The organism is Hymenobacter metallicola, from assembly GCF_004745645.1.
Lineage (GTDB): Bacteria > Bacteroidota > Bacteroidia > Cytophagales > Hymenobacteraceae > Hymenobacter > Hymenobacter metallicola.
The window spans coordinates 635,252-656,974 of record NZ_SRMB01000001.1 but is presented as its reverse complement, the minus strand read 5'-3'; the positions used below and the strand labels follow the sequence as shown (position 1 = coordinate 656,974).

The 21,723-nt window shown below is 57.9% G+C and carries 19 protein-coding genes and 2 tRNA genes; 8 read left to right on the top strand and 13 right to left on the bottom strand.

Going from position 1 to position 21,723, the window contains the following annotated elements:
- Positions 1-34 precede the first annotated feature (34 nt).
- From E5K02_RS02745 to E5K02_RS02730, 4 genes are all read right to left on the bottom strand, one after another.
- Positions 35-499, bottom strand: coding sequence for a 1-acyl-sn-glycerol-3-phosphate acyltransferase (locus E5K02_RS02745; RefSeq protein WP_317128888.1), 465 nt, complete (start codon positions 497-499; stop codon positions 35-37).
- A gap of 169 nt (positions 500-668) precedes the next feature.
- Positions 669-1,457 (bottom strand): patatin-like phospholipase family protein, encoded by a 789-nt coding sequence (locus E5K02_RS02740; protein WP_135391834.1) that lies wholly within the window; start codon positions 1,455-1,457, stop codon positions 669-671.
- Positions 1,458-1,469: 12 nt separating this feature from the next.
- A complete protein-coding gene (locus E5K02_RS02735; protein ID WP_135391832.1) occupies positions 1,470-2,318 on the bottom strand; it encodes an MBL fold metallo-hydrolase in 849 nt (282 codons plus the stop codon).
- Positions 2,319-2,447: 129 nt separating this feature from the next.
- Positions 2,448-3,395 carry an acetyl-CoA carboxylase carboxyltransferase subunit alpha gene (locus E5K02_RS02730; RefSeq protein ID WP_135391830.1) on the bottom strand — a complete coding sequence of 316 codons (948 nt, stop codon included), beginning with the start codon at positions 3,393-3,395 and terminating at the stop codon, positions 2,448-2,450.
- Positions 3,396-3,670: 275 nt separating this feature from the next.
- Between E5K02_RS02730 and E5K02_RS02725 the strand changes: the two genes are divergently transcribed.
- The 3 genes from E5K02_RS02725 (at position 3,671) to E5K02_RS02715 (ending at position 4,616) form a co-directional block, all read left to right on the top strand.
- Positions 3,671-3,744: transfer RNA gene (locus E5K02_RS02725), tRNA-Asp, on the top strand.
- Between the two features lie 83 nt (positions 3,745-3,827).
- Entirely contained in the window at positions 3,828-4,403 is a 576-nt protein-coding gene (locus E5K02_RS02720; protein ID WP_135391828.1) for a GNAT family N-acetyltransferase, read from the top strand.
- 139 nt (positions 4,404-4,542) lie between these two features.
- Positions 4,543-4,616 (top strand) — tRNA-Asp (locus E5K02_RS02715).
- A gap of 120 nt (positions 4,617-4,736) precedes the next feature.
- Here the strand turns inward: E5K02_RS02715 and E5K02_RS02710 are convergent.
- From E5K02_RS02710 to E5K02_RS02690, 5 genes are all read right to left on the bottom strand, one after another.
- The gene (locus E5K02_RS02710; protein WP_135391826.1) at positions 4,737-7,475 is read right to left on the bottom strand and encodes a choice-of-anchor I family protein; all 2,739 of its coding nucleotides are present in this window, start codon (positions 7,473-7,475) and stop codon (positions 4,737-4,739) included.
- A gap of 102 nt (positions 7,476-7,577) precedes the next feature.
- Positions 7,578-9,050 (bottom strand): GH1 family beta-glucosidase, encoded by a 1,473-nt coding sequence (locus tag E5K02_RS02705; protein ID WP_135391824.1) that lies wholly within the window; start codon positions 9,048-9,050, stop codon positions 7,578-7,580.
- Between the two features lie 47 nt (positions 9,051-9,097).
- A complete protein-coding gene (locus tag E5K02_RS02700; protein ID WP_135391822.1) occupies positions 9,098-10,108 on the bottom strand; it encodes a glycosyltransferase family protein in 1,011 nt (336 codons plus the stop codon).
- A 36-nt stretch (positions 10,109-10,144) separates the two neighbouring features.
- The gene (locus E5K02_RS02695) at positions 10,145-11,023 is read right to left on the bottom strand and encodes a UDP-2,3-diacylglucosamine diphosphatase (protein ID WP_135391820.1); all 879 of its coding nucleotides are present in this window, start codon (positions 11,021-11,023) and stop codon (positions 10,145-10,147) included.
- Entirely contained in the window at positions 11,016-11,213 is a 198-nt protein-coding gene (locus E5K02_RS02690) for a hypothetical protein (RefSeq protein ID WP_135391818.1), read from the bottom strand. The genes E5K02_RS02695 and E5K02_RS02690 overlap by 8 nt, the downstream gene beginning before the upstream one ends.
- Positions 11,214-11,433: 220 nt before the next feature.
- Here E5K02_RS02690 and E5K02_RS02685 point away from each other — a divergent pair, with 220 nt between their 5' ends.
- On the top strand, positions 11,434-11,985 hold the full coding sequence (locus tag E5K02_RS02685) for a hypothetical protein (RefSeq protein ID WP_135391816.1): 552 nt from the start codon (positions 11,434-11,436) through the stop codon (positions 11,983-11,985).
- Between the two features lie 100 nt (positions 11,986-12,085).
- Here E5K02_RS02685 and E5K02_RS02680 read toward each other — a convergent pair whose 3' ends face one another.
- Positions 12,086-12,598, bottom strand: coding sequence for an NUDIX domain-containing protein (locus tag E5K02_RS02680; RefSeq protein WP_135391814.1), 513 nt, complete (start codon positions 12,596-12,598; stop codon positions 12,086-12,088).
- A gap of 223 nt (positions 12,599-12,821) precedes the next feature.
- Here E5K02_RS02680 and E5K02_RS02675 point away from each other — a divergent pair, with 223 nt between their 5' ends.
- Both E5K02_RS02675 and E5K02_RS02670 read left to right on the top strand, forming a co-directional pair.
- Positions 12,822-14,279: a DEAD/DEAH box helicase gene (locus E5K02_RS02675; protein WP_135391812.1), complete on the top strand. Its 1,458-nt coding sequence runs from the start codon at positions 12,822-12,824 to the stop codon at positions 14,277-14,279.
- Positions 14,280-14,485: 206 nt separating this feature from the next.
- Positions 14,486-14,974 carry a hypothetical protein gene (locus E5K02_RS02670; RefSeq protein WP_135391810.1) on the top strand — a complete coding sequence of 163 codons (489 nt, stop codon included), beginning with the start codon at positions 14,486-14,488 and terminating at the stop codon, positions 14,972-14,974.
- A gap of 127 nt (positions 14,975-15,101) precedes the next feature.
- Here the strand turns inward: E5K02_RS02670 and E5K02_RS25435 are convergent, their stop codons facing one another.
- From E5K02_RS25435 to E5K02_RS02660, 3 genes are all read right to left on the bottom strand, one after another.
- Positions 15,102-15,272: a hypothetical protein gene (locus E5K02_RS25435; protein WP_167856263.1), complete on the bottom strand. Its 171-nt coding sequence runs from the start codon at positions 15,270-15,272 to the stop codon at positions 15,102-15,104.
- Positions 15,273-15,948: 676 nt separating this feature from the next.
- Positions 15,949-16,515: a helix-turn-helix domain-containing protein gene (locus E5K02_RS26210; protein ID WP_135391808.1), complete on the bottom strand. Its 567-nt coding sequence runs from the start codon at positions 16,513-16,515 to the stop codon at positions 15,949-15,951.
- 337 nt (positions 16,516-16,852) lie between these two features.
- The gene (locus E5K02_RS02660; protein WP_135391806.1) at positions 16,853-18,607 is read right to left on the bottom strand and encodes a L,D-transpeptidase family protein; all 1,755 of its coding nucleotides are present in this window, start codon (positions 18,605-18,607) and stop codon (positions 16,853-16,855) included.
- A 277-nt stretch (positions 18,608-18,884) separates the two neighbouring features.
- Here E5K02_RS02660 and E5K02_RS02655 point away from each other — a divergent pair, with 277 nt between their 5' ends.
- Together E5K02_RS02655 and E5K02_RS02650 are read left to right on the top strand one after the other, a co-directional pair.
- Positions 18,885-20,672 carry a M1 family metallopeptidase gene (locus E5K02_RS02655; RefSeq protein ID WP_135391804.1) on the top strand — a complete coding sequence of 596 codons (1,788 nt, stop codon included), beginning with the start codon at positions 18,885-18,887 and terminating at the stop codon, positions 20,670-20,672.
- Between the two features lie 91 nt (positions 20,673-20,763).
- Positions 20,764-21,705, top strand: a complete 942-nt coding sequence (locus E5K02_RS02650) for a cyanophycinase (RefSeq protein WP_135391802.1) — start codon at positions 20,764-20,766, stop codon at positions 21,703-21,705.
- Positions 21,706-21,723: the final 18 nt, after the last annotated feature.

The following is a 21,723-nucleotide window of genomic DNA, read 5'->3' as shown; positions in this document are numbered from 1 at the left end:
CGTACCTTTTTGCTTTACAGACAATATTGCCGGATTACCGCACGCCTTTTTCCGGGAAGCGGCCCGCTTTGGTACGGTAAAAAGCCTTGATTTCCTCCAGGTCCTTTTCGTAGTCGCCCGTCGGCCAGAAGGCCGGGCCCACGCCGGCTTCCTTATTTTTATAATCCAGGTAGCCGAGCAGAATGGGGACATTAGCCCCCATCGCAGCGAAATAAAAGCCTTTTTTCCAGCGGGGCTGGTAGGCACGCGTACCTTCAGGGGTAATGAGAATGACTAGCTCTTCGCGCTCATCAAAGAGCTGCACCATCCCATCCACGAGGCTGTTGTTCTTTTGCCGGTCGACGGGCAGGGCCCCCAACGCCAGCATCAGCTTGCCGAGCACCGGAATATCAACCCAGGATTTTTTCACGGTAAAGCGCACATCCACGTCCATGAGGTAAAAAGCGGCCCGGGCAAACATGAAGTCCCAGTTGCTGGTATGCGGAGCGGCAATCATCATGCTTTTAGGAATACCAGGCGGCACCTGAGAACCTAAATGCCAACCAGTTATCCAAAACCAGAAGCGGGAAAATTGGTACCAGAACGTAGAGGTTTTGCGTGCTTTTTTCATGAAAGAGTAGTGGTTGCCACCGAAATGGTAGTAACCTGGGGTCAAAACTAAAGAAATTTCAATTCTGCAAGGGAGTTGAATCCGTGGCTAAGAGCTGGCGCAGCTGGCTGGCCTGCTCCATGGTATAGGCATAGCCAATGTCGAATATTTCACTGGCCCTGCGTAAATCCGTCACCCGAAAGCCGGCCAGCGCCGGGGGCTGCAGCACAAATTCGCACTGGGCCAGGCGGGGCTGCACGTTCATGGAAATAGCCAAATACGCCGTCCTTTCTCCGACTTCCCGCAGCGTCGTCAGGCGCGCCTCCGGGCTCATGGGGTTGCAGTGCACGCCCACCACGGCCAGGTCGGTTTGCCGCAGCAAGGGCTCCACGGGCAGGTTGTTCATCACGCCCCCATCCACCAGAAACTGCCCCTGCCACTCCACGGGCCGGCAGATAATAGGCACGGCGGCGGCCCCTACCAAAGGCTTCAGCAAAGGCCCCTGCTGAAAATACACCGTTTGGCCCGCCGCTAAGTCAGTGGCCACCAGGGTAAGCGGAACTTTGAGGTCAGCAAAAGTGGGCGCGGCGCCCAGGTAATGCTGATACAGCTTTTCTACCAGATCGAGCCGCACCAGCCCCAGCCGGAACGACGGGCGCAGCAGCCGCACAAAGCGGGTATCGGTCAGCAACTGGAATATCTGCCGGGGCGGAAAGCCGGCCGCGTAGAAGGCTCCCGCTATGGCCCCGGAGCTGACCCCGGCGATGTGGCCAATGGGCAAGCCCAGCTCATCCAAGGCCTGCAGCACCCCTAAGTGGGCAATACCACGCGCCGCCCCACCCGACAACGCTAATCCGAGCTTGCGCATGTAGCCGAGTGGTTAAAGGTCTTCGAGGCGGAAGGTTTCGGCCACGCGCACGCCTTTTTCGGTGTGCTGCACCGTGCAGCAGGGCACGGCCGGGTCGTGTTCCAGCAGCAGCACCCAGTTCTCGTCGGCAGCCCGCCGTAGTACGGCCTCTTTTTCACTCATCGTGACCAAAGGACGCATGTCGTAGCTCATCACGTACGGGAGCGGAATGTGGCCCACGGAGGGCAGCAAATCAGCCATGTAGGCCAGCGTACGGCCTTTGTAGTCGAGTACGGGCACCATCATCTTCTCGGTATGGCCGTCGGCAAAGACGATTTCCCGGAACTGCGGCAGTTCGGCCGGCACCCCCACGCCAGGGTCGACAAACCGCAGGTGGCCACTTTCCTGAATGGGCAGAATATTCTCCTTCAGAAAGCTGGCTTTTTCCCGGGGGTTGGGCTGCACGGCCCAGTCCCAGTGCGCTTCGTTGCTCCAGTAGGTCGCGTTAGGGAAAGCCAAATCCAGCTTGCCCGCCGCCGTGCGCACCACCGAGCCCCCGCAGTGGTCGAAGTGCAAATGCGTTAGGAATACGTCGGTGATATCGGCTGATGTAAAGCCGAGCTGCCGCAGCGACTTTTCCAGCGTATCGGCGCCGTGCAGGTAGAAATGCCCCCGAAACTTCTCGTCCTGCTTGTCGCCGATGCCGTTATCGACCAGCAGTAGCCGGTTGCCGTCCTCAATGAGCAGGCAGCGCATGGCCCAGGTACACATATTGTTGGCATCGGGCGGGTTGAGCTTCTGCCACATGGACTTGGGAACTACGCCAAACATGGCGCCGCCATCCAATTTGAACAGGCCGGTATCGAGGGTATGCACCGTCATATGAGGAAGGGAAAGTGGGTGGGTGAAGGGTGGGGAAAGGTAGTAAGGAATAAAAAAACGTCATGCCCAGCTCCGCAGAACTCAGCATGACGTTGGGGTTGCTCGCAGTACGTTTTTTACCGTCGGCAGTTATTCCAGGACAACTCCCATAGCGGAAAACTTGTCGATCCGCTGGCTGATGCGCTCCTCGGCGGGCAGGGCTTCCAGCTCGTCCAGGGTCTTAATCAGGGTTTTCTTGAGGGTGTCAATCATTTTGGCCGGGGCCGTGTGGGCGCCGCCCAGGGGCTCCTTCACGATGCCATCCACCAGCTTGGCGTTGAGCATGTCGGTGGCCGTGAGCTTGAGAGCTTCGGCGGCCTGCTCCTTGTAGTCCCAGGAGCGCCACAGAATGCTGGAGCACGACTCGGGCGAAATAACCGAGTACCAGGTGTTTTCCAGCATCAGCACCCGGTCGCCGATACCGATGCCCAGCGCCCCGCCGGAGGCGCCTTCCCCAATTACCACGCAGATAACGGGCACCTTGAGCATAAACATTTCCTTCAGGTTACGGGCAATGGCTTCGCCCTGCCCCCGCTCCTCGGCTTCCTGGCCCGGAAAGGCGCCCATCGTATCGATGAGCGTAACGATGGGCTTGTTGAATTTCTCGGCCAGCTTCATCAGGCGCAGGGCCTTGCGGTAGCCTTCGGGGTTGGCCATACCGAAGTTGCGGTATTGCCGCTCCTTGGTGTTGCGGCCTTTCTGCTGCCCGATGAACATCACCGAGCGGCCGTTCAGATCGGCAAACCCACCGACCATGGCTTTGTCGTCGCCCACGGTTCGGTCGCCGTGCAGCTCTACAAACTTGGAAGTCATGCCTTCGATATAATCAAAGGTGTAGGGGCGGTCGGGGTGGCGCGAGAGCTGCACGCGCTGCCAGCGCGTGAGGTTGGTATAGGTTTCCTTTTTAAGAGCCTTGATTTTCGCCTCGAGGGCGGTAACGGCCTCCGATACATCTACCTGGCTATCCAGGGCCAGTTGTTGCATTTCGCGGAGTTTGCCTTCGAGGGCAGCAATTGGTTGTTCGAAATCGAGGAGCATTGCCGGGGGTGAATGCGTCAGGGTGGCAGAAATGGAACAGTATCCGGGCTGCGGAGGCAGCTCCAGAGAAAAGCAAAGGTAAGCGAAACGCCTCCATACGTGCCGCCAGGCACTGAGAATCATTTTTTGAAAAAATAATGTCGCTGAACAACAGCCAGAAAGCTCGGCAGCGGTATTTTATTTTCAGAAAAAATGACCCCAGGGTTGCGTAATCTAAAACGAGCTTCTACTTTTGCACCACTTCAACGGAAAGCAGCTGGCTTTCCCGAAGAAATGGTTCGGTAGTTCAGTTGGTTAGAATGCCGCCCTGTCACGGCGGAGGTCGCGGGTTCGAGTCCCGTCCGGACCGCAAAAGGCTCTTAGCACTACGCTAAGGGCCTTTTTCGTTTTCGGGCGATGCGAACGGTCATCGTATTTCGCTACTTTGCCGCCATGAAGCCTCCCCTAAGCCTGCTGGCCGCCCCAGTCCCGGTAGTACCGCTGCTCGAAACACCCGACCTACTGCTGCGGGGTCCTCGCCCCAGCGACCTGCCGGCCGCGGCTGCGATGTACAACGACCCGGACTTTTACCGCTTTCTGGGTAATACCCCCCACTCCCAGGAAGACGTTTGGCGCCGCCTGCTGGGCCAGCTTGGCCACTGGGCCATGCTGGGCTACGGGTCCTGGGCCATTGAAGAAAAAGCGACCGGCCAGTACATCGGTGGCGTAGGCTTCTTCGACTTTCAGCGCGACCTGACTCCCTCTATCAGTGGTGAGCCGGAAGCCGGCTGGGTACTGACGCCCCAGGTGCACGGCCGGGGCTACGCCAGCCAAGCCCTGCAAGCAGCCCTGGGCTGGGCAGAAACGCACCTTACCGCCGAGCGCATCACCTGCATCATCGACCCCGACAATGTGGCCTCGCTACGCTTGGCTGCGAAGTTTGGCTTCCGGGAATTTGCCCGCACCACCTACCACGACGGGCCAATCGTACTGCTGGAACGCTGCCGTTCTGAATACCCTCAAAATTAATGTCGCTTAAAACCAGTGAGAACGGTGTTCAGCAGCATTTTTTTCGGTTAAAACAGCGGCTCTGGCTTGTGTAATCTAAAACGAGCTTCTACTTTTGCATCACTTCAACGGAGAACAACGGTTGTCCAGAGAAGAAAACGGTTCGGTAGTTCAGTTGGTTAGAATGCCGCCCTGTCACGGCGGAGGTCGCGGGTTCGAGTCCCGTCCGGACCGCAAAGGCCCTTCAGATTGTTCTGAAGGGCCTTTTGCTTTTACCGCCGTTCTGCTTCTGCCAGGCATTACGAAAAAGGCCGGACCTTATGGAGCCCGGCCTTTTTCGTAAAAAAAGCCTGCCTAACGAATTATCAGCTTCGTGGTAGCCCCGTCTTCAGCGCGCACCACGTACAGGCCCGGAGCCAACCCCGCCGCGTCGACCTGGGCCGTGTGGCGCAGTTCGCGCACCGGCCGGCCCAGCACGTCGCGCAGGGTGCCCGACACGGGGCGACTCAGCTGGACTCGGCCCCCGGCCGCCGGATTGGGATAGGCATACAGCGGAACCGATGGTGCTTGGCCCGGTGCGGTGGCCGCCGTAACGGCGCCGCGCAACCCGATGCCATACACGGCTACAGTACTGCTTACTTCGTTGGCCAGAATCACCAGGGGCTGGCGCGTGGGGCTGTTGGCGGCCGACACGAGCACAATACCTTCGGGGCCCTGGTCGCCGGTGCCGCTGCTGGTACTGCGGTTATTGATATACTGCACCAGGCGCGGCTGAGCCGGGTCATTCACGTTGAAGACGGCCACGCCCCCGATGCGCTCCAGTGACACAAAGGCGTAGACCGTATCGCGCAGCACGGCCGTGGCCACGCCCTCCGGTTCGGGGCCTTTGTCGTCGGAGCGGTTTTTCCGGACGGGGTTGCCGGTGGTGTTGCTGGCATTGAAAATAGTCCCGAAAGCCGGATCGGTGCTGGTCAGGCGCTCCAGCAAATCCCCGCTGTCATGCACCACAGCACCGGTAGTAGCCTGTATAATACTAAATGAGCGACCCCCGAAGGCATAGATCTGGTCGAAGTCGCCGTCGCCGTCCGTGTCGCCGAGTTTGTTGGTAACGTTGAGCCGGCCTAGCACCTGGGTATTCTTGAGCAGAGCCGCCTGCGGGAAAGTGGTGGCATCGAGCGGATAAGCCGCGTCGCCCAGGCGCACGGCTTCGGTCAGGGCCGAGTATTCGCGGGCGTCGCCTTCGTTGGCCGTCAGCAGGTACTGCTGCCCTCCCACCTCGAAAGCGGCCAGAGCGTCGGGCAGGCGCAGGCCGCGAATGGGCCAGTTGGCCACCAGCACGTCGGGCGTCTGGTCGGACGCATCCAGGCCCACCCCGGGCTGGCTATGGTCCTGAAAGCCGACGGAACGCAGGCCGGTGAACTGCTTGGTGACGAGGTCGAGCGTAGCCAGAGCGTTGTTTTCCTGCAGCGTGATATAGGCCGTGCGCGAATCGGCCGAAACGGCTACGTACTCGGGCTCCAGATCCTGGGCCACGGAGCTGGGCGCCCCGGCCGTACCGCCGTAGATGCGGATGCCGGCCGCCCGCAGTTGGGTTGCCTGCCCGTTGTAGCCGGTGAAGCCTACCGTCGTGACGCTGGCCTGGGTGAGGCTGGCCGCGCCCCCAGTTACGTCGATTACGGACACGGAACCCTCCGGATCGACGCTGTAGTCGGTTTTAGGCTCCCCTTCGTTGGCCGTAAGCAGAAAACGACCATCGGGGGAAAAGGTAATCATATCGGGCATGGGCCCCACCGTTACCTGGCTAAGCAACACCCCGTTCTGGTCGAACAGCACTACGCTGCCATTTTGCTGGGGGTTGGCATTCTCCACCGCGCAGGCCACCACCCCGTTGCGCACCGCGACTGAGTTGATGTTGCCATAGGGTTGCATGCTCACCGAGGCCTGGGGCGTCAGGGAGCCATTGCCGGCCAGACTCAGAATATCGAGCTTGCCCCCCACCGAGTTGGCCACGTACAGGCGCTGCGTAGTAGGGTCGTGAGCTACAATTTCGGCAGAATTAGTGCCCGCCGCCCCATTTTGGTAGCTACCCAGGTGCGTCAGGGTAAGGCCGCGGGACTGCCCGGGGGCAGCAGCGTTGTCCTTGATGTAGACCAGATAGTCGGTGACACCGGCCGCTAGATTGGCATTGGTGGGGCTCTGCAGGCGTATGGTGAAATACTCTGCCCCTTCCGCTAGCGCATCAGTAGTAATGGGAATAACCAGGTTCTGAGTCGCCGTAGCCCCGGCCGCGAAGGCAAGAGTGCGGGTGCCGGTCCAGGTGAAGTCGGTGCCGGTGCCGGCCGTAGCCAGGCTACCCAATGCTACTTCCACCGTGCTGGCCGCCGCGCCCGGGTTTTGAATGCTGACCGGAATAGTAACGCTACCCGCACTTTCGCCTACCACCACTGAGCTGCCAGTAAAGCCAATGGTAGGCACTACGGGCACCGTGGACCGGCTTAATTCTACTTCATCCCAGGCGGCCCAGTCGTCGTTGCCGTTTTGCTTGGCGGCCAGGCGCAGGCGCACATGGGTGCTGCCAGCCGGAATCGGAACGGTAACGGTTTGGAAGGCCCGGGTGTCTTTGCTCAAGGGCACGTAGGTTTTAGGAGCCGGCCAAGCGGTGCCGTTGGTGTATTGTACCACGTAGGCCAGGGAATCCGGGTTGTCGAAGCCATTGGTGAAATACTTAAAACTGACGGCGGTGGCTGCCGCGGCCCCGCTCTGCAGGGGGACTGGCGCAAAATCCAGGAAATGCCAGGTAGCTTCATCATTGGTAGCCGGGTTCTGCAAGTCCTGCATGCCCCACAGGGCCGCCCCCGCCGCCGGGGTAGCCTGCACACTAGCTGTGCCACTGGTGGTGCCAATGCTGGGCGCGGCGGCCCAGATATCAGTCAGACTGGGAAAATTGTAAGTAGCCGGCGAGGCGCTGAACGTCCAGGTGTCGGCGCTGCTGCCTTCAAAGCCCTGCCGCAAGGTCTGGCCCTGGGCCCGGGTAGGCGACAAACTCAAGAAGGCCAGGGCTATGGCCCCCAGGGCGTAAAATTTCTGCTGCATCAAACTGGTGCTTGGTAGATGGATAGGCCAAAGCTACCGGCCGCTTGTTACGACATGGTTATGAGTTAGTTACTGAATCATGAATAACCTTTACCCATATGGTTACCCAAATGGACATAATTTATTACCCGTTTTTTCGCTCCCCCGGGAGGCTTGAGCAACCGGCTCTGGGCCATCGCCCCGCAGAAATTGCCGGTACCAGCGGCCCGAGTCTTTCACCGTCCGCACTTGGGTCTTAAAGTCGATTCCAACCAGCCCGAAGCGAGGTTCGTAGCCTTCGGCCCACTCGAAATTATCGGTGAAAGACCAAGCGAAGTAGCCATCAACGGCCAGTCCTTCCCGTTTGGCCCGCAATATTTGCCCCATACAGGCCTGCAAGAACGCCTGCCGCTGCGGATCAGCAATTTGCCCCGGTAAGATTTCAGAATCGGGGAAAGCAGCTCCATTTTCGGTAACGATCAGCCGGGGTGCCCGCGGATAGGCAGCAAACTGCTTAAGCATATGGTACAGACTTTCGGGATACACCTCCCACCCCATTTGGGTGTGGGGCACCCCCCGCTGCTTGGCTCCTACCAACGTGGCCCAGGCCAAGGGAACGTAGGGAGAGTAGCGCACTACTTCCCGGGTATAATTCTGCACGCCCAGGAAATCGAAGGCAAACGGCAGCCGGGTTTCGTCGCCGGGACGCATGTAGCGCTCCAGCCAGTTGAGCACGGGCAGATCAGCCGTTGGGTAACCCAGCCCCAGGGCGGGTTCAACAAACAGCCGGTTCAGCAAGGCATCGGCCCGGCGCGTGGCCCGCACATCCCGGGGCAGCGCCGGTCGCCAAGGGGTCAGATACGAGCAGGAGAAGGTAGTGCCAATGTGGGCGGTGGCGGGCAGCGTGGCGCGCAGAGCCCTGCCTCCTTCGGCCTGGGCCAGGGCGGCATGGTGTACCGAAGCCAGAAAGCCGCCCAGGCTGCGCCGCCCCGGTGCGTGCAAGCCCAGCAGCTGACCCGCCCCCACGAACACCATAGGCTCATTGAGCACCATCCAGTGCCGGACCCGGTCGCCGAGCCGGGCGGCCACTTGCTGGGTGTAGTCGCAAAACCAGCCCACCACGTCCCGATTGGCCCAGCCCCCGCGGCGCTGCAGGGCGGCCGGCAAGTCCCAGTGGTAGAGCGTGAGCCAGGGCGTGATGCCCCGCTCCAAGCAGCCGTCCACGAGCCGGTCGTAGAAATCGAGGCCAGCGGGGTTTACGGGGCCGGTGCCGGCCGGCACTACCCGCGACCAAGCCACGGAGAAGCGGAAATCCGGAATTCCTAACTGCCGCAGCAAGTCCAGATCCTGGGGCCAACGGTGGTAGAAGTCGCAGGCCAGGTCGGCGGTTTCACGGCGGCGAATTTTGCCGGGGCGCCGCACAAACTCGTCCCAGATGCTAGCCCCCTTGCCGTCGAGGTTCCAGGCTCCTTCCGTCTGGTAGGCCGCCGCCGAAACACCCCAGTGAAAGTCCGGCCCAAAATCGGCCCGGGAGAAAGCAGCGGGGGCAGTAGCCGGAAAGAAGGCGGCAGGTAGCCCCGGAAAAGAATCAGTCATGTAGATAGAACGCATTGAACTCAACTCCCGACGGACTGCGCAGTTGCTTAGCGCGCCAGCACTGGGAGTTGCTCCAGCAGCAGCTTGTCGAGGACGGCGGCCGTTTGATCCGGATACTGCACCGGCACTGCCCGGCCGGTTCGGAGCCACTCATCTAACAGCGGCAACTGCTTGTCCTTCAAATTCTTTGCCACCGGCACCCCCAAGCGGGCCAGGGCCGCGGCATTACAACTCTGCTCATACTGGTTTTTCATGGGTATGACCAGCAGCTTTTTACCCAGGTACAGCGCCTCGGCGGGCGTTTCAAAGCCGGCGCCGCACAGCACCCCGGCGCAGCGGGACAAGCTGTCGGTGAACGCGGCGCCGCTCACGGGCCGTACCCGCACGTTGCCGTGCTCCGACTCCTGGGTGCTGTGCTTGGAAAACACCTCCCACCGGGTGCTTCCGCTCAGGTAGCGCAGCCGCTTGACTAACGTTTCTTCATCAAAAGCCGGCAGATACACGGTGTAGTGCCCCTCGTTGCGGGGGGCCAGCTCCCGCACCTGCCGCCGGATGACGGGCGTGTGGATGCCGGGCTCGTACTGGTCGAAATGAAAGCCGTAGTGGGCCGTGGCCGGAGCATAGTGCCGTAGGACGGCCCGGCCGATCAGGTCCTCTTTTTCGGGGCGCGGGGCATACTCACTGAGCACGGCGCTTTGGTGACTGAGCGCTACGCAGGGGACTTTGCGCAGGTGGCACGCCCAGGCCGAAACGGGCTCAAAGTCGCTGATAACCAAATCGTAGCCCTCTACGGGCAGCTGCCGGATTTCGCGCATAAAGGCGGCCGAGTTCAGCTGCCAAAAGGTCTTCACGAAATGGATTCCGCCTTTTTTACCGAAGATAAACCCCATCCCGTGGCAGCGGTAGCGCACCGGAAACGGCAATTCGATATCGGCCGGCGGGCCACTGAGCAGCACGTCTACGCGGCTAGCCCGCTGCTGCAAGAGTGGCACGATGTCGAGGGCGCGGCTAAGATGCCCATTGCCAGTGCCTTGAATGGCGTATAGAATACGAGGCATGAAGGTTGTAAAAAGAGCGCGGCTATGACCGAACAGCTATTCCGGTTTCCGTTGGTTCAGGTGAAATTCTACCAGCAAGTCGCTCAGCAGCTCCGCAACGGGGGCGTCGGCGGCCTGATCATGCAGGTCGGCGGGGCTAGCGGCCTGTTGCAGGGCAGCATCGTCGGCATAGCGGTAGAGCAGCCAGCCCGTAGCCGCCGAATACTCCAGAGCCGTTAGGTTTTCGACCCAGTCGCCGGAGTTCAGGTAGGTCACCGTCCCGCGGGGCGTGGTCAGTACTTTTATTTCGGGCTGGTGAATATGGCCGCAGGCCACGTAGCGGTAACCGCCTTCCACGGCCAGGCCAGCGGCGGTCTGCTCGAAATTGCTGATCAGGTTCACAGCGCCCTTGACCCGGTCTTTCACGGCCTTGGACAAGGCCACGCGGGGCCGCCCGAGCTTGTGCAGCAGAAAATTCACCACCCGGTTCAGCACTATCAGCAAATCGTAGCCGTGGGCCCCGAGCCGAGCCAGCCAGCGCGAGTGCTGCATGGTTACGTCGAATACGTCGCCGTGAAAAAACCAGGCCTTGCCTTCGGGCAGCTCCAGCACGAGCTTATTGTCGATGCGCAGATTTCCCAAATGGGTACCGGCAAACTTGCGCAACAGCTCGTCGTGGTTGCCGGTCAGGTAGTGAATACGGGTGCCTTTGGCGGCCAGGCCGGCCAGGTGGCGCACGACGCGCATGTGGGCGGCGGGCCAGTAGTTTTTGCTGAACTGCCAGATGTCAACAATGTCCCCGTTGAGCACAAGCGTTTTAGGCTTTATGCTTTTAAGGTAGCGCAGCAATTCGGTCGCATGGCAGCCATACGTTCCCAGGTGAATGTCGGACAGCACAACCACCTCCACTTTACGACGCCGGGGCAACTCACGCATGGCCGGGCCGCGTAGGTCGGCGCAGAGTGGAAACGTGCAGCGGCTTGGGTTGCTGGATGCGGCGGAAAGCCGACGACAGCCCCGCGGCGGAATGCAGCAGTAAGGCCAGCCCTAAAGCCAGTTGCAACAGCGCGTAGGCCAACCACCGCACCAAGCGGTACCCAACCGGAATAACGACAGGAGCGTGCATAACGACAGGACGATTAACTCACGACAAAGGTCGCCGTGGGCTATGACCAGGGCATTACGCCAGCGTTATGGCTACGTCACGTTTTGATTGGGCTCCCGATTCCCGGGCTGCGTCGTTCTGTTACCGGGTTTGAACGAAGCGGCGGCGGCTGGTGTCTCGCACTTGCGTACCTTTGCCCGACGGTAGCCTGCCGGCCACACGATTTACCTTTTGTTGCTTGATGAAAAAGCTTTTCCTGCTCCTTACCCTTCTTTCTTCCTTTGCCGCTTCCGCCCAAATGGTTACGCCGGAGCGCAAACGCTATATGCGCCCCAAAAAGGATGAAGAATGCGCCCTGGTCCTGAATGTGACCAAAAATACCGACGAGGATTCCCAAAAGGATGCCTCCATGACGCGGGTGGCGTATCGCCCCTACGCGGAGCTGCTCACGGCCCTGGATGCCATGCGGGAAATGAACCGCTGGGCCGACAGCACCTACCAGCGCCGCTTCAAAAACCTGCCCCCCGGTGGCGAGCTGCAGGTGACAATGTACCGCCGTGGCGCCCAGAATGCGGACCCGTCGGCTCTATCGCTGAAAGCCACTACCAAAGACGGCAAGGAAGTATTCGCCCAAACCCTCACGGCCGGCACCGGCCGCTTCTGGAATCAGGACCAGTATAAGAGCGAGCGAATCATACCATTTGTAAAAATGGAAACGCCCCAGCCGCTGACGCTCACCATTACTGATGCCAAGCTGAAGCAGGACTTTGAATACGTAATCAACGTGCAGTAAACAACTGACGCCTAGATCATAAGCAACAAGGCCTGGCGAGGGTTTTCTCCTTACCAGGCCTTGTTTTATTCGAGTTGTACAAATGGTAAAGCTCAGACGTTTACCGTAACTGTATCCACTGCGCAGCAATCAGGGTTTTGGCATCCTGCCAGGGCTCGGCAACCACCTCATCGTAGGTCAGATACACGACATCGATATTCTCGTGTTCATCGGCTACCCCGCCCCCGGGACCGTTCTGCCGGCTTACTTCGGCGTAGTAGAGCCAGAGCACCTCGGCACTGCCGCCCGGCGAGGAATAGAAATTGGTGATGTAGGTCAGCTGGTCGACCTCATAGCCCAGCTCCTCCTGAATCTCGCGGCGCACGGCTTCCTCCGGACTTTCTCCTTCTTTATCGAGTACGCCGGCCGGCACCTCCAGCAGCTCGGACTCGGCGCCGACTCGGAACTGTCGCACAAACACATAGCGTTGCTTGAGGGTATCAAACACCAGGGCGGCGACGGCCGAGCCGGGCTCAAACCGCTCCCGCTTGAGCTGCTCGCCCGCGTGCTGCACCAGCAATTGACTAAGTTTGTAGTGGCCGTCGTAGAGAATGTGGCGGTCGGTGATGTTCATAAATAGGTAAGGTTAGTGTCTTTTTCATTCTTCAGCGCGTACAACCGCTGACTTCTTGCCTGGCTTATACGCCTTTGGCACCAGCCGGCTTAACACTGGCCAGGCTTTCTTTTGTTTTTTCCGCCAAGTTAACACGCTTACCCAGCAGCCTGCTTCTAGAAAAGGGCTGCACCGGCCGTTTCAAATTGTGCCGCGGCCTTTTTTCCTTTCCATTTCCTTTCTGATGACGTTCGACGAACTCAATCTAATTCCGCCTATTCTGCGTGCCCTGCACGAGGAAGGCTACACCACCCCCACGCCCATTCAGCAGCAAGCCATTCCGCACGTACTCGACGGGCGCGACCTGCTCGGCGTAGCCCAGACCGGCACCGGCAAGACGGCCGCCTTCACCGTCCCGATTCTGCAGATTCTGACCCAAACGGCCAAGCTGCAAAACCAGTCGCACTCCCGCATCCGCTGCATGGTGCTCACGCCCACCCGCGAGCTGGCCATCCAGATTGGGGAAAGCTTTGCTGCTTACGGCCGTCACTTGCCCCTGCGCCACACCGTTATCTTCGGCGGCGTGGGTCAGCTACCACAAACCAATGCCTTGAAGCGCGGTGTGGAAGTGCTAATTGCCACGCCCGGCCGCCTGCTCGATTTGATGAATCAGGGCTTTGTGGACCTGCGGCACATCGAAGTATTTGTGCTCGACGAGGCCGACCGGATGCTCGACATGGGCTTTATCAACGACATCAAGCGCATCCTGCCCAAGCTGCCAACTTCGCGGCAGACCCTGTTTTTCTCGGCGACCATGCCCGGTGCCATTCAGGAACTGGCCGGCTCCATTCTGAAGCCAAACCCGGTGAAAGTGGCCGTTACGCCCGTTTCGAGCACTGCCGATACCATCACGCAATCGGTGTATATGGTGCAGAAGAACGACAAGCCCGAGCTGCTGGAGTTTATCCTCAAGGATAAGAGCATCAAGCGCGTGCTCGTGTTTACCCGCACCAAGCACGGCGCCGATAAAGTGGTCAAGACCTTAGCCAAGGCCAATATCCCGGCCGAGGCCATTCACGGCAACAAGTCGCAGAACCACCGGCAGCGGGCCTTGTCTAACTTCAAAGCCGGCAGCACCCGGGTGCTGGTGGCCACCGACATTGCCGCCCGCGGCATCGATGTGGATGAGCTGACTCACGTTATCAACTACGAAATTCCGAACGAGCCCGAAACCTACGTGCACCGCATTGGTCGCACCGGCCGGGCCGGGGCCGATGGGGTAGCCTTATCCTTCTGCGATGAGGAAGAGCGGGCCTACCTGCAGGATATTCAGAAGTTGATTCGCCGCCAGATTCCGGTGGTTTCCGACCATCCTTACTTCAGCGTGTTTGTGGTTCCGGTGCCCCTCACCGGCGGTCCAGCTATTCAGCGGCCCAAAGGCCCGGCTGGGCGTGGCCCACGCCCCGGTCGGGGTGGCGAGGCTCGGCCGCCCCGAACGGGTGGCGCCGGCCAAGGCTCTTCGCGAACTGCTGGCAGCTCCCCGGGGCGCCCGGAGGCCCGGCCGGCAGCAGCTGGTAGCGGCGGCGGACGCTCTACCTCTGCCAACGCCAACCGTCCGGCTGGCGGCCGCCCCAGTGCAGGAGGTACCGGCGGCCAGCGCCGCCGCTCCCGCGGAGGCAATGGCGGAGGCGGCCAGCGGTAGACGCTCCTAATTACAAAAAAACGCCCGGGCACAGGTCCGGGCGTTTTTTTGTGGCGTTTGGCAGCGGCTTTGAGAGGTCTTTCTCTCCTCATTACCTCGGGCAAACCAGATCAGAGGCCGGGTTAAAACGCTGAATACTTGAAACAAAAAAACTTGTTTACGGCTTATTATTTTAGCTTTCTGTAATCTTTTAGCTTGTCTTACCTATGGCCCAAAGCACTCTTCCCGTTATTCAGGCCCTGCGCGACACGGCTCAGCGCCTGGCTACCCAAGCACCCTACCAGTGGGGGCACATGGGTAGCTGCAATTGCGGCCACCTGGCCCAAACCATTACGCATCTGACGAAAGCAGAAATTCATAGCCGGGCCATGCAACGCTACGGCGACTGGGAGCGGCAGCTACTCGACTATTGCCCCACCAGTGGCTTGCCCATCGACCAAACGATTGATGAAATGCTGGCCTTGGGCTTCTCCCGCTCCGACTTGGCTCACTTAGAGCGGCTTTCAGACCCAACCATTCGGGCAGCTATGCCATTTGAACGACGCAACTCCCTGCGGCACAATTACCGGGATGACGTAGTGTTTTATCTGCAGACCTGGGCTCAGTTGTTAGAGGATCAGTGGCTGGGTACCATCCACCTTCCCAGCGAATTGGTTGCCCCCGTAAAACCCGTTTTAGCTACTGTAACGATTTAAACCGGGAAGACAGGAGCAACAACACGTTAGCGAGCTTAACCAGCCGAAAATACCAAAGCCCCGCCCGACGCAAGTCGGCGGGGCTTTTATATAGAGTTGCGGGTCAGCGGCCTAAGCCGGTGCTTAGTTACTCGGTAACGTTGCTACGCTGAGCTTCACGGTACAACTCAGCGCGGTGGTTACGCTTATAGGCTGCATCGGCGCTTGGATCCTTCTCGGGGTCAGGAGCTTGCTCGCAGGATGAGAGGAACAACGAAGTGCAGGCAGCAAACAAGAAGAGCAGACGGGACTTTTTCATGCCCCAAAGGTAAGCACCGACTTGAAAACAGCCAAGTATTCGTGGGTATCTCTGGCAGGTATTACTACGCTGGCTTGCATCAACCATTCTCATACAAATGTATCGGGCGGCAAGTACTAGCTGAGACGAAGCGTTGGAGCTTGAGTGATGTTACATTTGACAACTAAAAAAGATTAATACGAACTACTTCCTCCAGTATCTCACCGGAGTTCTTGCCTTTGTATCTCTTAATAACTACTAACGAACCCTCTTTCTGTCCTCGCTAACTGTATTAGCTGACCCTAGCTTATTGCTGTTTGTCTTTTTTCATTGCATCTATCTGATAATGTCCTTAGCAACGTCAGCTTTCCTATTCGCCTAAGGCCACCGCTTTATATGCCTTGCCAAAAACTAAACTAAACCTATACCTACCGGAGCAGCTTACTAAGACAATATTCTAGAATACATACTTTATACAAAATCACTTAACTATCTGACTATTAATAAAATAATTCACAACTCAATTATTCATTACTAGCTAAATTAACACAATAGCAATTAGCACTCCCACTGGTTTCACCTTACCCGCAAAGGGACAGAAATAGTGGTTATTCGCTGTAAAAACTAACGCTCACAAACGTTGCTTTCACAGACACTGCCAAATTGTATTTAAGTAGCAGAACTGCCCCATCTAAGGTTATTCGGGAGTAAAGTCGCTGAAGGTACCGTCGTGGTAGAAAATGACAATACGCCTTATCTTTTTACCGGGCTCTGCAAACGCAGCTACGGAGTTACTAGATGGAGTTGCTACTGTCGGCGTAGCTAACGGCAAAGGTGTTGACTCAGCAGTTTGTGTTGGTAATGATGGTGTGGAAGCGTCGTTTGGCCCCAAATTACCTGTATTCGCAGCTTGAGCCACCACCGGCGCGGGGTCTGCGACAGCTGGTACGGGCGCGGCAGCTCGAATACGTTTGGCGGGGGGCTCTGCCACGCTCCTGGTCTTATTCGAGGCCAGAGATGCCAGTTCTTCCAAAGTAGCCTCAGCAGGCTTGTTTGGCGGTAGCATGGGCCCCTGCCCATTGAGCAGCCAGGGCAGCGATAAGTCTGGGAAAGCCCCGATAATCTTCTGCACCACTTCCAGGCTAGGTTTGTTCCGGCCGCTAAGAATATGGCTGATAATAGGCCGGGCGACTCCAATGCTATCAGCAAATTGGGTAGGAGTCAGATTACGGGCTTGCAAAAGGGCTCTTATACGCTCAACCATCGTAGTTATCGGATGATTTACAAATGTACTGATTAATCTCAGCAGCCCGTAAAGACAGCTCCTGTTTACAACTAAGCATGAATTAAACTATATTAGTTACTTTTGTTACAAATTATTAAATACCCCTGCCCTATGTTTACATATGTAATACAATTGTAAATACTACCGCTCCTTTACTCTCGCCACCATTGGCCTACGATTTTCTATTTACAAGCATGAGAAGGCCTAGTGGAGAGGTGAAGCTGGACCATAAAAAAGGGGCTACTGACATTCGTGTCAGTAGCCCCTTTTTTAGATAGAAGGAAAATCGCGGCCTAGTGGCCGGAGTAGTTTAGAGCTAATCGAAATACTCGCGGGCTAGTGCCTTGTCATGAGCATAGATATCATCCCGGAAGTTCACGTTACCAGCCTCATCAACCCAGGCAGTGAAGTATACTAGGTAGACCGGCAGCTTCTCTTTCAGGGCTACGTACTTCTCCTTACGATTAGCAATCGTATCCTGAATAGTCTGCATGTCCCAACCGGGTTTGTCGCGCAACAGGTATTCAGCCAATTTAAGCGGCTCAGCCACCCGCACACAACCATGGCTGAAGCCACGCTTGGTTTGGCTAAAGAGTTCGTCGTGGGGAGTATCGTGCAGGTAGATATCGTTGGAGTTCGGGAAGATAAACTTCACCTCCCCCAAGTCATTTTTGGGCCCCGGACGACGACGCACGGTGTACTTAAAAGTCTCCTGGGTGATGCTTGACCAGTCGATAGAACCGGGGTTTACGGCCACGGCTTTCTTACCATATCCCTTTACCACTTCCATATCCAAGCGGTCCAGATACGACGGATTATTGATCAGCTTGGGCTTAAGCTCTTTCTCAATAATGCTCCAGGGCACGTTCCAGTAGGGCGACAAAACCACGTACTCCATCTTGTCGCTAAAGACCGGGGTAGCGTTCAGGGTCTTGCCCACGATAACTCGCATGTCAAAAACTTCACGATTATTTTCGATTACGTGAAGCTTGTAATCAGGAATATTCACCAGCAAATAGCTGGGCTCAAACTTTTTTGGAATCCAGCGCCACCGCTCCATATTCAGAATGATCTGGTCGATACGGGCGGAAAGCGGAACGTTCAGGGCCTTGAGCGTCTCACCGCTCACAATGCCGTCGGCTTTGAGGCCGTTCAACCCCTGAAACTGTTTCACTGCCTGCACCAACTCTCCCTCATATCTCTCAGCCGGCGCCGCGGCGGGAGTCGTGTTAGCAGTAGCTTGCACCGGCGTAGTGGTGGTTGGCGAGGCGGCAGGTTCGGTGGCAGCACCCGTGCCTAGCAGACGCTTGCGCAGCACGGCTACAACTGGTGACGTGTCACCGGGCTTGAGCTTGGTTGTAGCGGGCAAGGAAGGCCAGCCCCCATTGCGCTGCAGCGCACGATAGTCCGCCAGTGCCTTTTTCAGCCGGTCATACTCGGGGTGCAGGGGCTCGAATTCGTAGTACGGATACGTGCTTTCCCGCTCCTTGAGAATGGTCATCAGCGCCTTATGCAACTTGATCTTGTTGCGCTTGACTTGCCAATCAATGCTTTTTACTTCGCGCGGATTCACTGTTCCGCGGTAGAAATCGGAAGCCCAATTAAAGTAAGTGCCTGATAGAGCAACGTCTATCTCCTTTTCCAGAGCATTGCGCTTGGTCGAGTCCGACTGCGATTTTTCAAACTCGGCAAAGAGCTTGTCAAAGTCCTTTACTTTATAATCCCGGGGGTCAAGCCCTTCGTCAGCGGCCTTATTGATTACGTTCAGCAGCGTTTTAGCCTGGGGGACCAACTCATGGTTGCGAAACCAGCCCAGGCGGTAGTCCCGCTCGCGGTAGAATTTCTTGCCCCAGTCCAGTTGGTCTTTAAAGGCTGGCTCGGCGTTCATGTACCGAATAACGTAGGTACTGTCGAGCTTGGGCTGCGCCCCGCCGGCCTTGGTCAGGCCGCCGGGCAGCGCATCCTGGATTTTTTCCTTCTGATCCTGGCTGCACGCCGAGCCCATCATGGTCAGGCTGATCAGCCAGAACAAGAGGACGGTGAGGAAAGCCGGACGATTAACTTGGTTCATGTACATAGGTGTGATGAGAGAAGCAGAAAAGACTACTACCGGAACTGGCAACCCGAACGGAAACCAGCCTGCCGACGCAGCGCTCTGCGCGTTCTACTGCTTTCTGGCCCCTGGGGTTGTCGAGCAAGCAGAACTACACCACGGTGCAAGTTAACAGTTTTGAGCCTTTCGCGGCCCAATGACTAGCGGCAAATTCCCTTTGTCGTTCCCCTATATTTACCGCTTCGTCCTGCTTTTCCGTAAGCACAACCATCGTCTCTTTTCCTTGCCCTGCCCCATGTTCACCCCCGACCCGCACAGCTACGCTCGCCCATCTGAAATACAAGTTCGTCACCTTGCCTTAGCTTTAGAAGTTGACTTTGCGACCCGCACGCTGCGCGGGCAGGCTACCTGGCAGCTGACCAACCATACCGGCGCAACCGAACTCTGGCTGGATGCGCGCACCTTGCACATCGAGTCGGTACGGCTCGACGGCCCGACCGGCGAGCAAACCAAATTTGCACTGGGCGCCAACGACCCCATCCTGGGCTCCAGTTTGTGCATTACCGTCCGGCCCGATACGACCGTTGTCGTTATTCAGTACCAAACCTCCCCTGAGGCAGCGGCCCTGCAATGGCTCCAGCCGGAGCAGACCGCCGGCCGCGAACAGCCTTTCCTCTTCACCCAGTCGCAGGCTATCCTGGCCCGCACCTGGATTCCGTGCCAAGACTCCCCTGGCATCCGCTTTACGTACGAGGCCCGCGTGCGCGTACCCGCTCACCTGCTGGCCTTGATGAGTGCCGAGAACCCGCAGCAGCTCAGCCCTACCGGCGAGTACACGTTTCGGATGGAGCAGCCTATTCCATCGTATCTGATGGCACTGGCGGTGGGTAATGTTGAGTTTACTCCCTTGAGCACGCGCACGGGTATTTACGCCGAGCCCACTACCCTGCCCAGCGCTACCCACGAGTTTGTGGACCTGGAAAAAATGGTAGGTGCCGCCGAGGACTTGTATGGTCCTTACCGCTGGGACCGGTACGATTTGCTGGTGCTGCCGCCGAGCTTTCCCTTTGGCGGCATGGAAAACCCTCGTTTAACATTTGTAACACCCACAATTCTAGCTGGTGACCGGAGCCTGACTAGCTTGGTAGCCCACGAGTTGGCGCACTCCTGGTCGGGCAACCTGGTAACCAATGCCACATGGAATGACTTCTGGCTGAACGAAGGCTTCACGGTGTACTTCGAGCGCCGCATTATGGAGCGCCTCTACGGTCGCCCCTACGCCGATATGCTCCAGGTATTGGGCCACACCGATTTGCTGCACACGGTAGAAGAACTTGGCTCGACCAGCGCCGACACCCATCTTCACCTCAATCTGGCGGGCCGCGACCCCGACGAAGGGCTTACCGAAATTGCCTACGAAAAGGGCGACTACCTTCTACTTACCCTGGAGCATCTGGTCGGCCGAGCAAAGCTGGACACCTTTATTAAGGAATACTTTGCCCGCTTCAGCTTTCAGTCGATGGACACGGATTCTTTTGTGGCCTACCTGCGCCGGCAACTGCTGGATGACGAGCCGGGGCTGGAAGAGCAGCTGAGCCTCGAGGCCTGGGTTAACGGCCCAGGCGTTCCGGCAGTAGCTCCACCAGTGTCGTCGGAGCGGTTCGAGGCAGTGGAAGCAGCCCTCCAGAGCTGGCAGGCCGGCACCTCCGCTACTGCTCTGCCCACTACTACCTGGAGCAGCCACGAGTGGGTGCACTTTCTGCAGGGCTTACCCAAAACGTTAGCGGGAACTCAGCTGGCCGAACTAGACGCCGCTTTTGGGTTTACCAATTCGGGCAACGCTGAAATTTTGTCGGCGTGGTTTCCCCTCGCCTTGCGGGCCGACTATCAGCCCGCCGACCAGGCCGTGGAGCATTTTCTAACTACCGTTGGGCGCCGTAAATTTCTGGTGCCGATTTACAAGGCGTTGCTAACCCAACCCAACGGCAAAGCTCGGGCCCAACAAATTTATACCCGGGCCCGGCCCAACTACCATTCGGTAGCTACCAGCACCCTGGACACCATGGTTGGTCAATCTGCTTAAATTCCTGTGGTTTCTCGGAGGGTATGGCTTGAACCTTGCTTGCCCCTTTAGAGTTATTTTTCTTTTGTTGTCATTAATGTTGCGCTGCGCTTTGAAAGCACCTAAACCTCTCGGGAAATTAATTGCCATTGGCGGCAATGAAGATAAAGGCACCTATCCGAACCCGCGCACCAAGAAAAAATACTACCTCAACTTTTTTGAGCTCGGTATTCTGAAGCGCGTTGTAACGGAGTCGGGCAAAACCGATCCGCGCATTGAGGTCATCACCACGGCTTCCATGATTCCGGAGGAAGTAGCTAAGATTTACGTGTCGTCCTTCGCCATGCTCAACTGCATGAATGTAGGCATCCTCGATATTCGCACACCGGAAGACGCGCAGCAGCCGGAGTACTTAGCCCGTCTGCTCGAAGCCGACATCGTGATGATGAGCGGCGGCAACCAGTCGCGCCTGAAAATGATGTTCGGGGAAAGCGAATTTCTGGACCGGCTCACGACCCGGTATTACAACGAGCCCAACTTCGTTATTGCCGGTACCAGCGCCGGAGCCATGGCCATGTCGCACATCATGATTATGGGCGGCAGCGTACCCGACGCTCTCATGAAGGGCGCCGTTAAAATCGGCACTGGTCTTAGCCTGAACCGGAGCGTCGTGATTGACTCCCACTTTGTGAAGCGGGGCCGCTTCGGCCGGTTGATGGAGGCGGTAGCCTTGCACCCCAAGCTTATCGGCATCGGGCTGGGCGAAGACACTGGAGTATTGATTACGGAAGGCAATCTGATTGAAACTATCGGGTCCAACCTCGTCATTATCATGGATGGGCACAACCTTCAGCACAACAATGCCGCCGCGGCCAAAAAAGGCGCGGCGCTGTCGATGGAGAATATGACCCTGCACGTACTGGCCAAGGGCAATACGTATGACATTGAGAACCGGAAGTTCTACGCCGATAAAACGGCTTACGCTCCCGCGCCGACGGTTTCGCCCCAGAACGCTCCGGAAATTTCCTCACCAGCCCATACTGCTGCAGTCTGAGCAGACCCGCTACCCTAA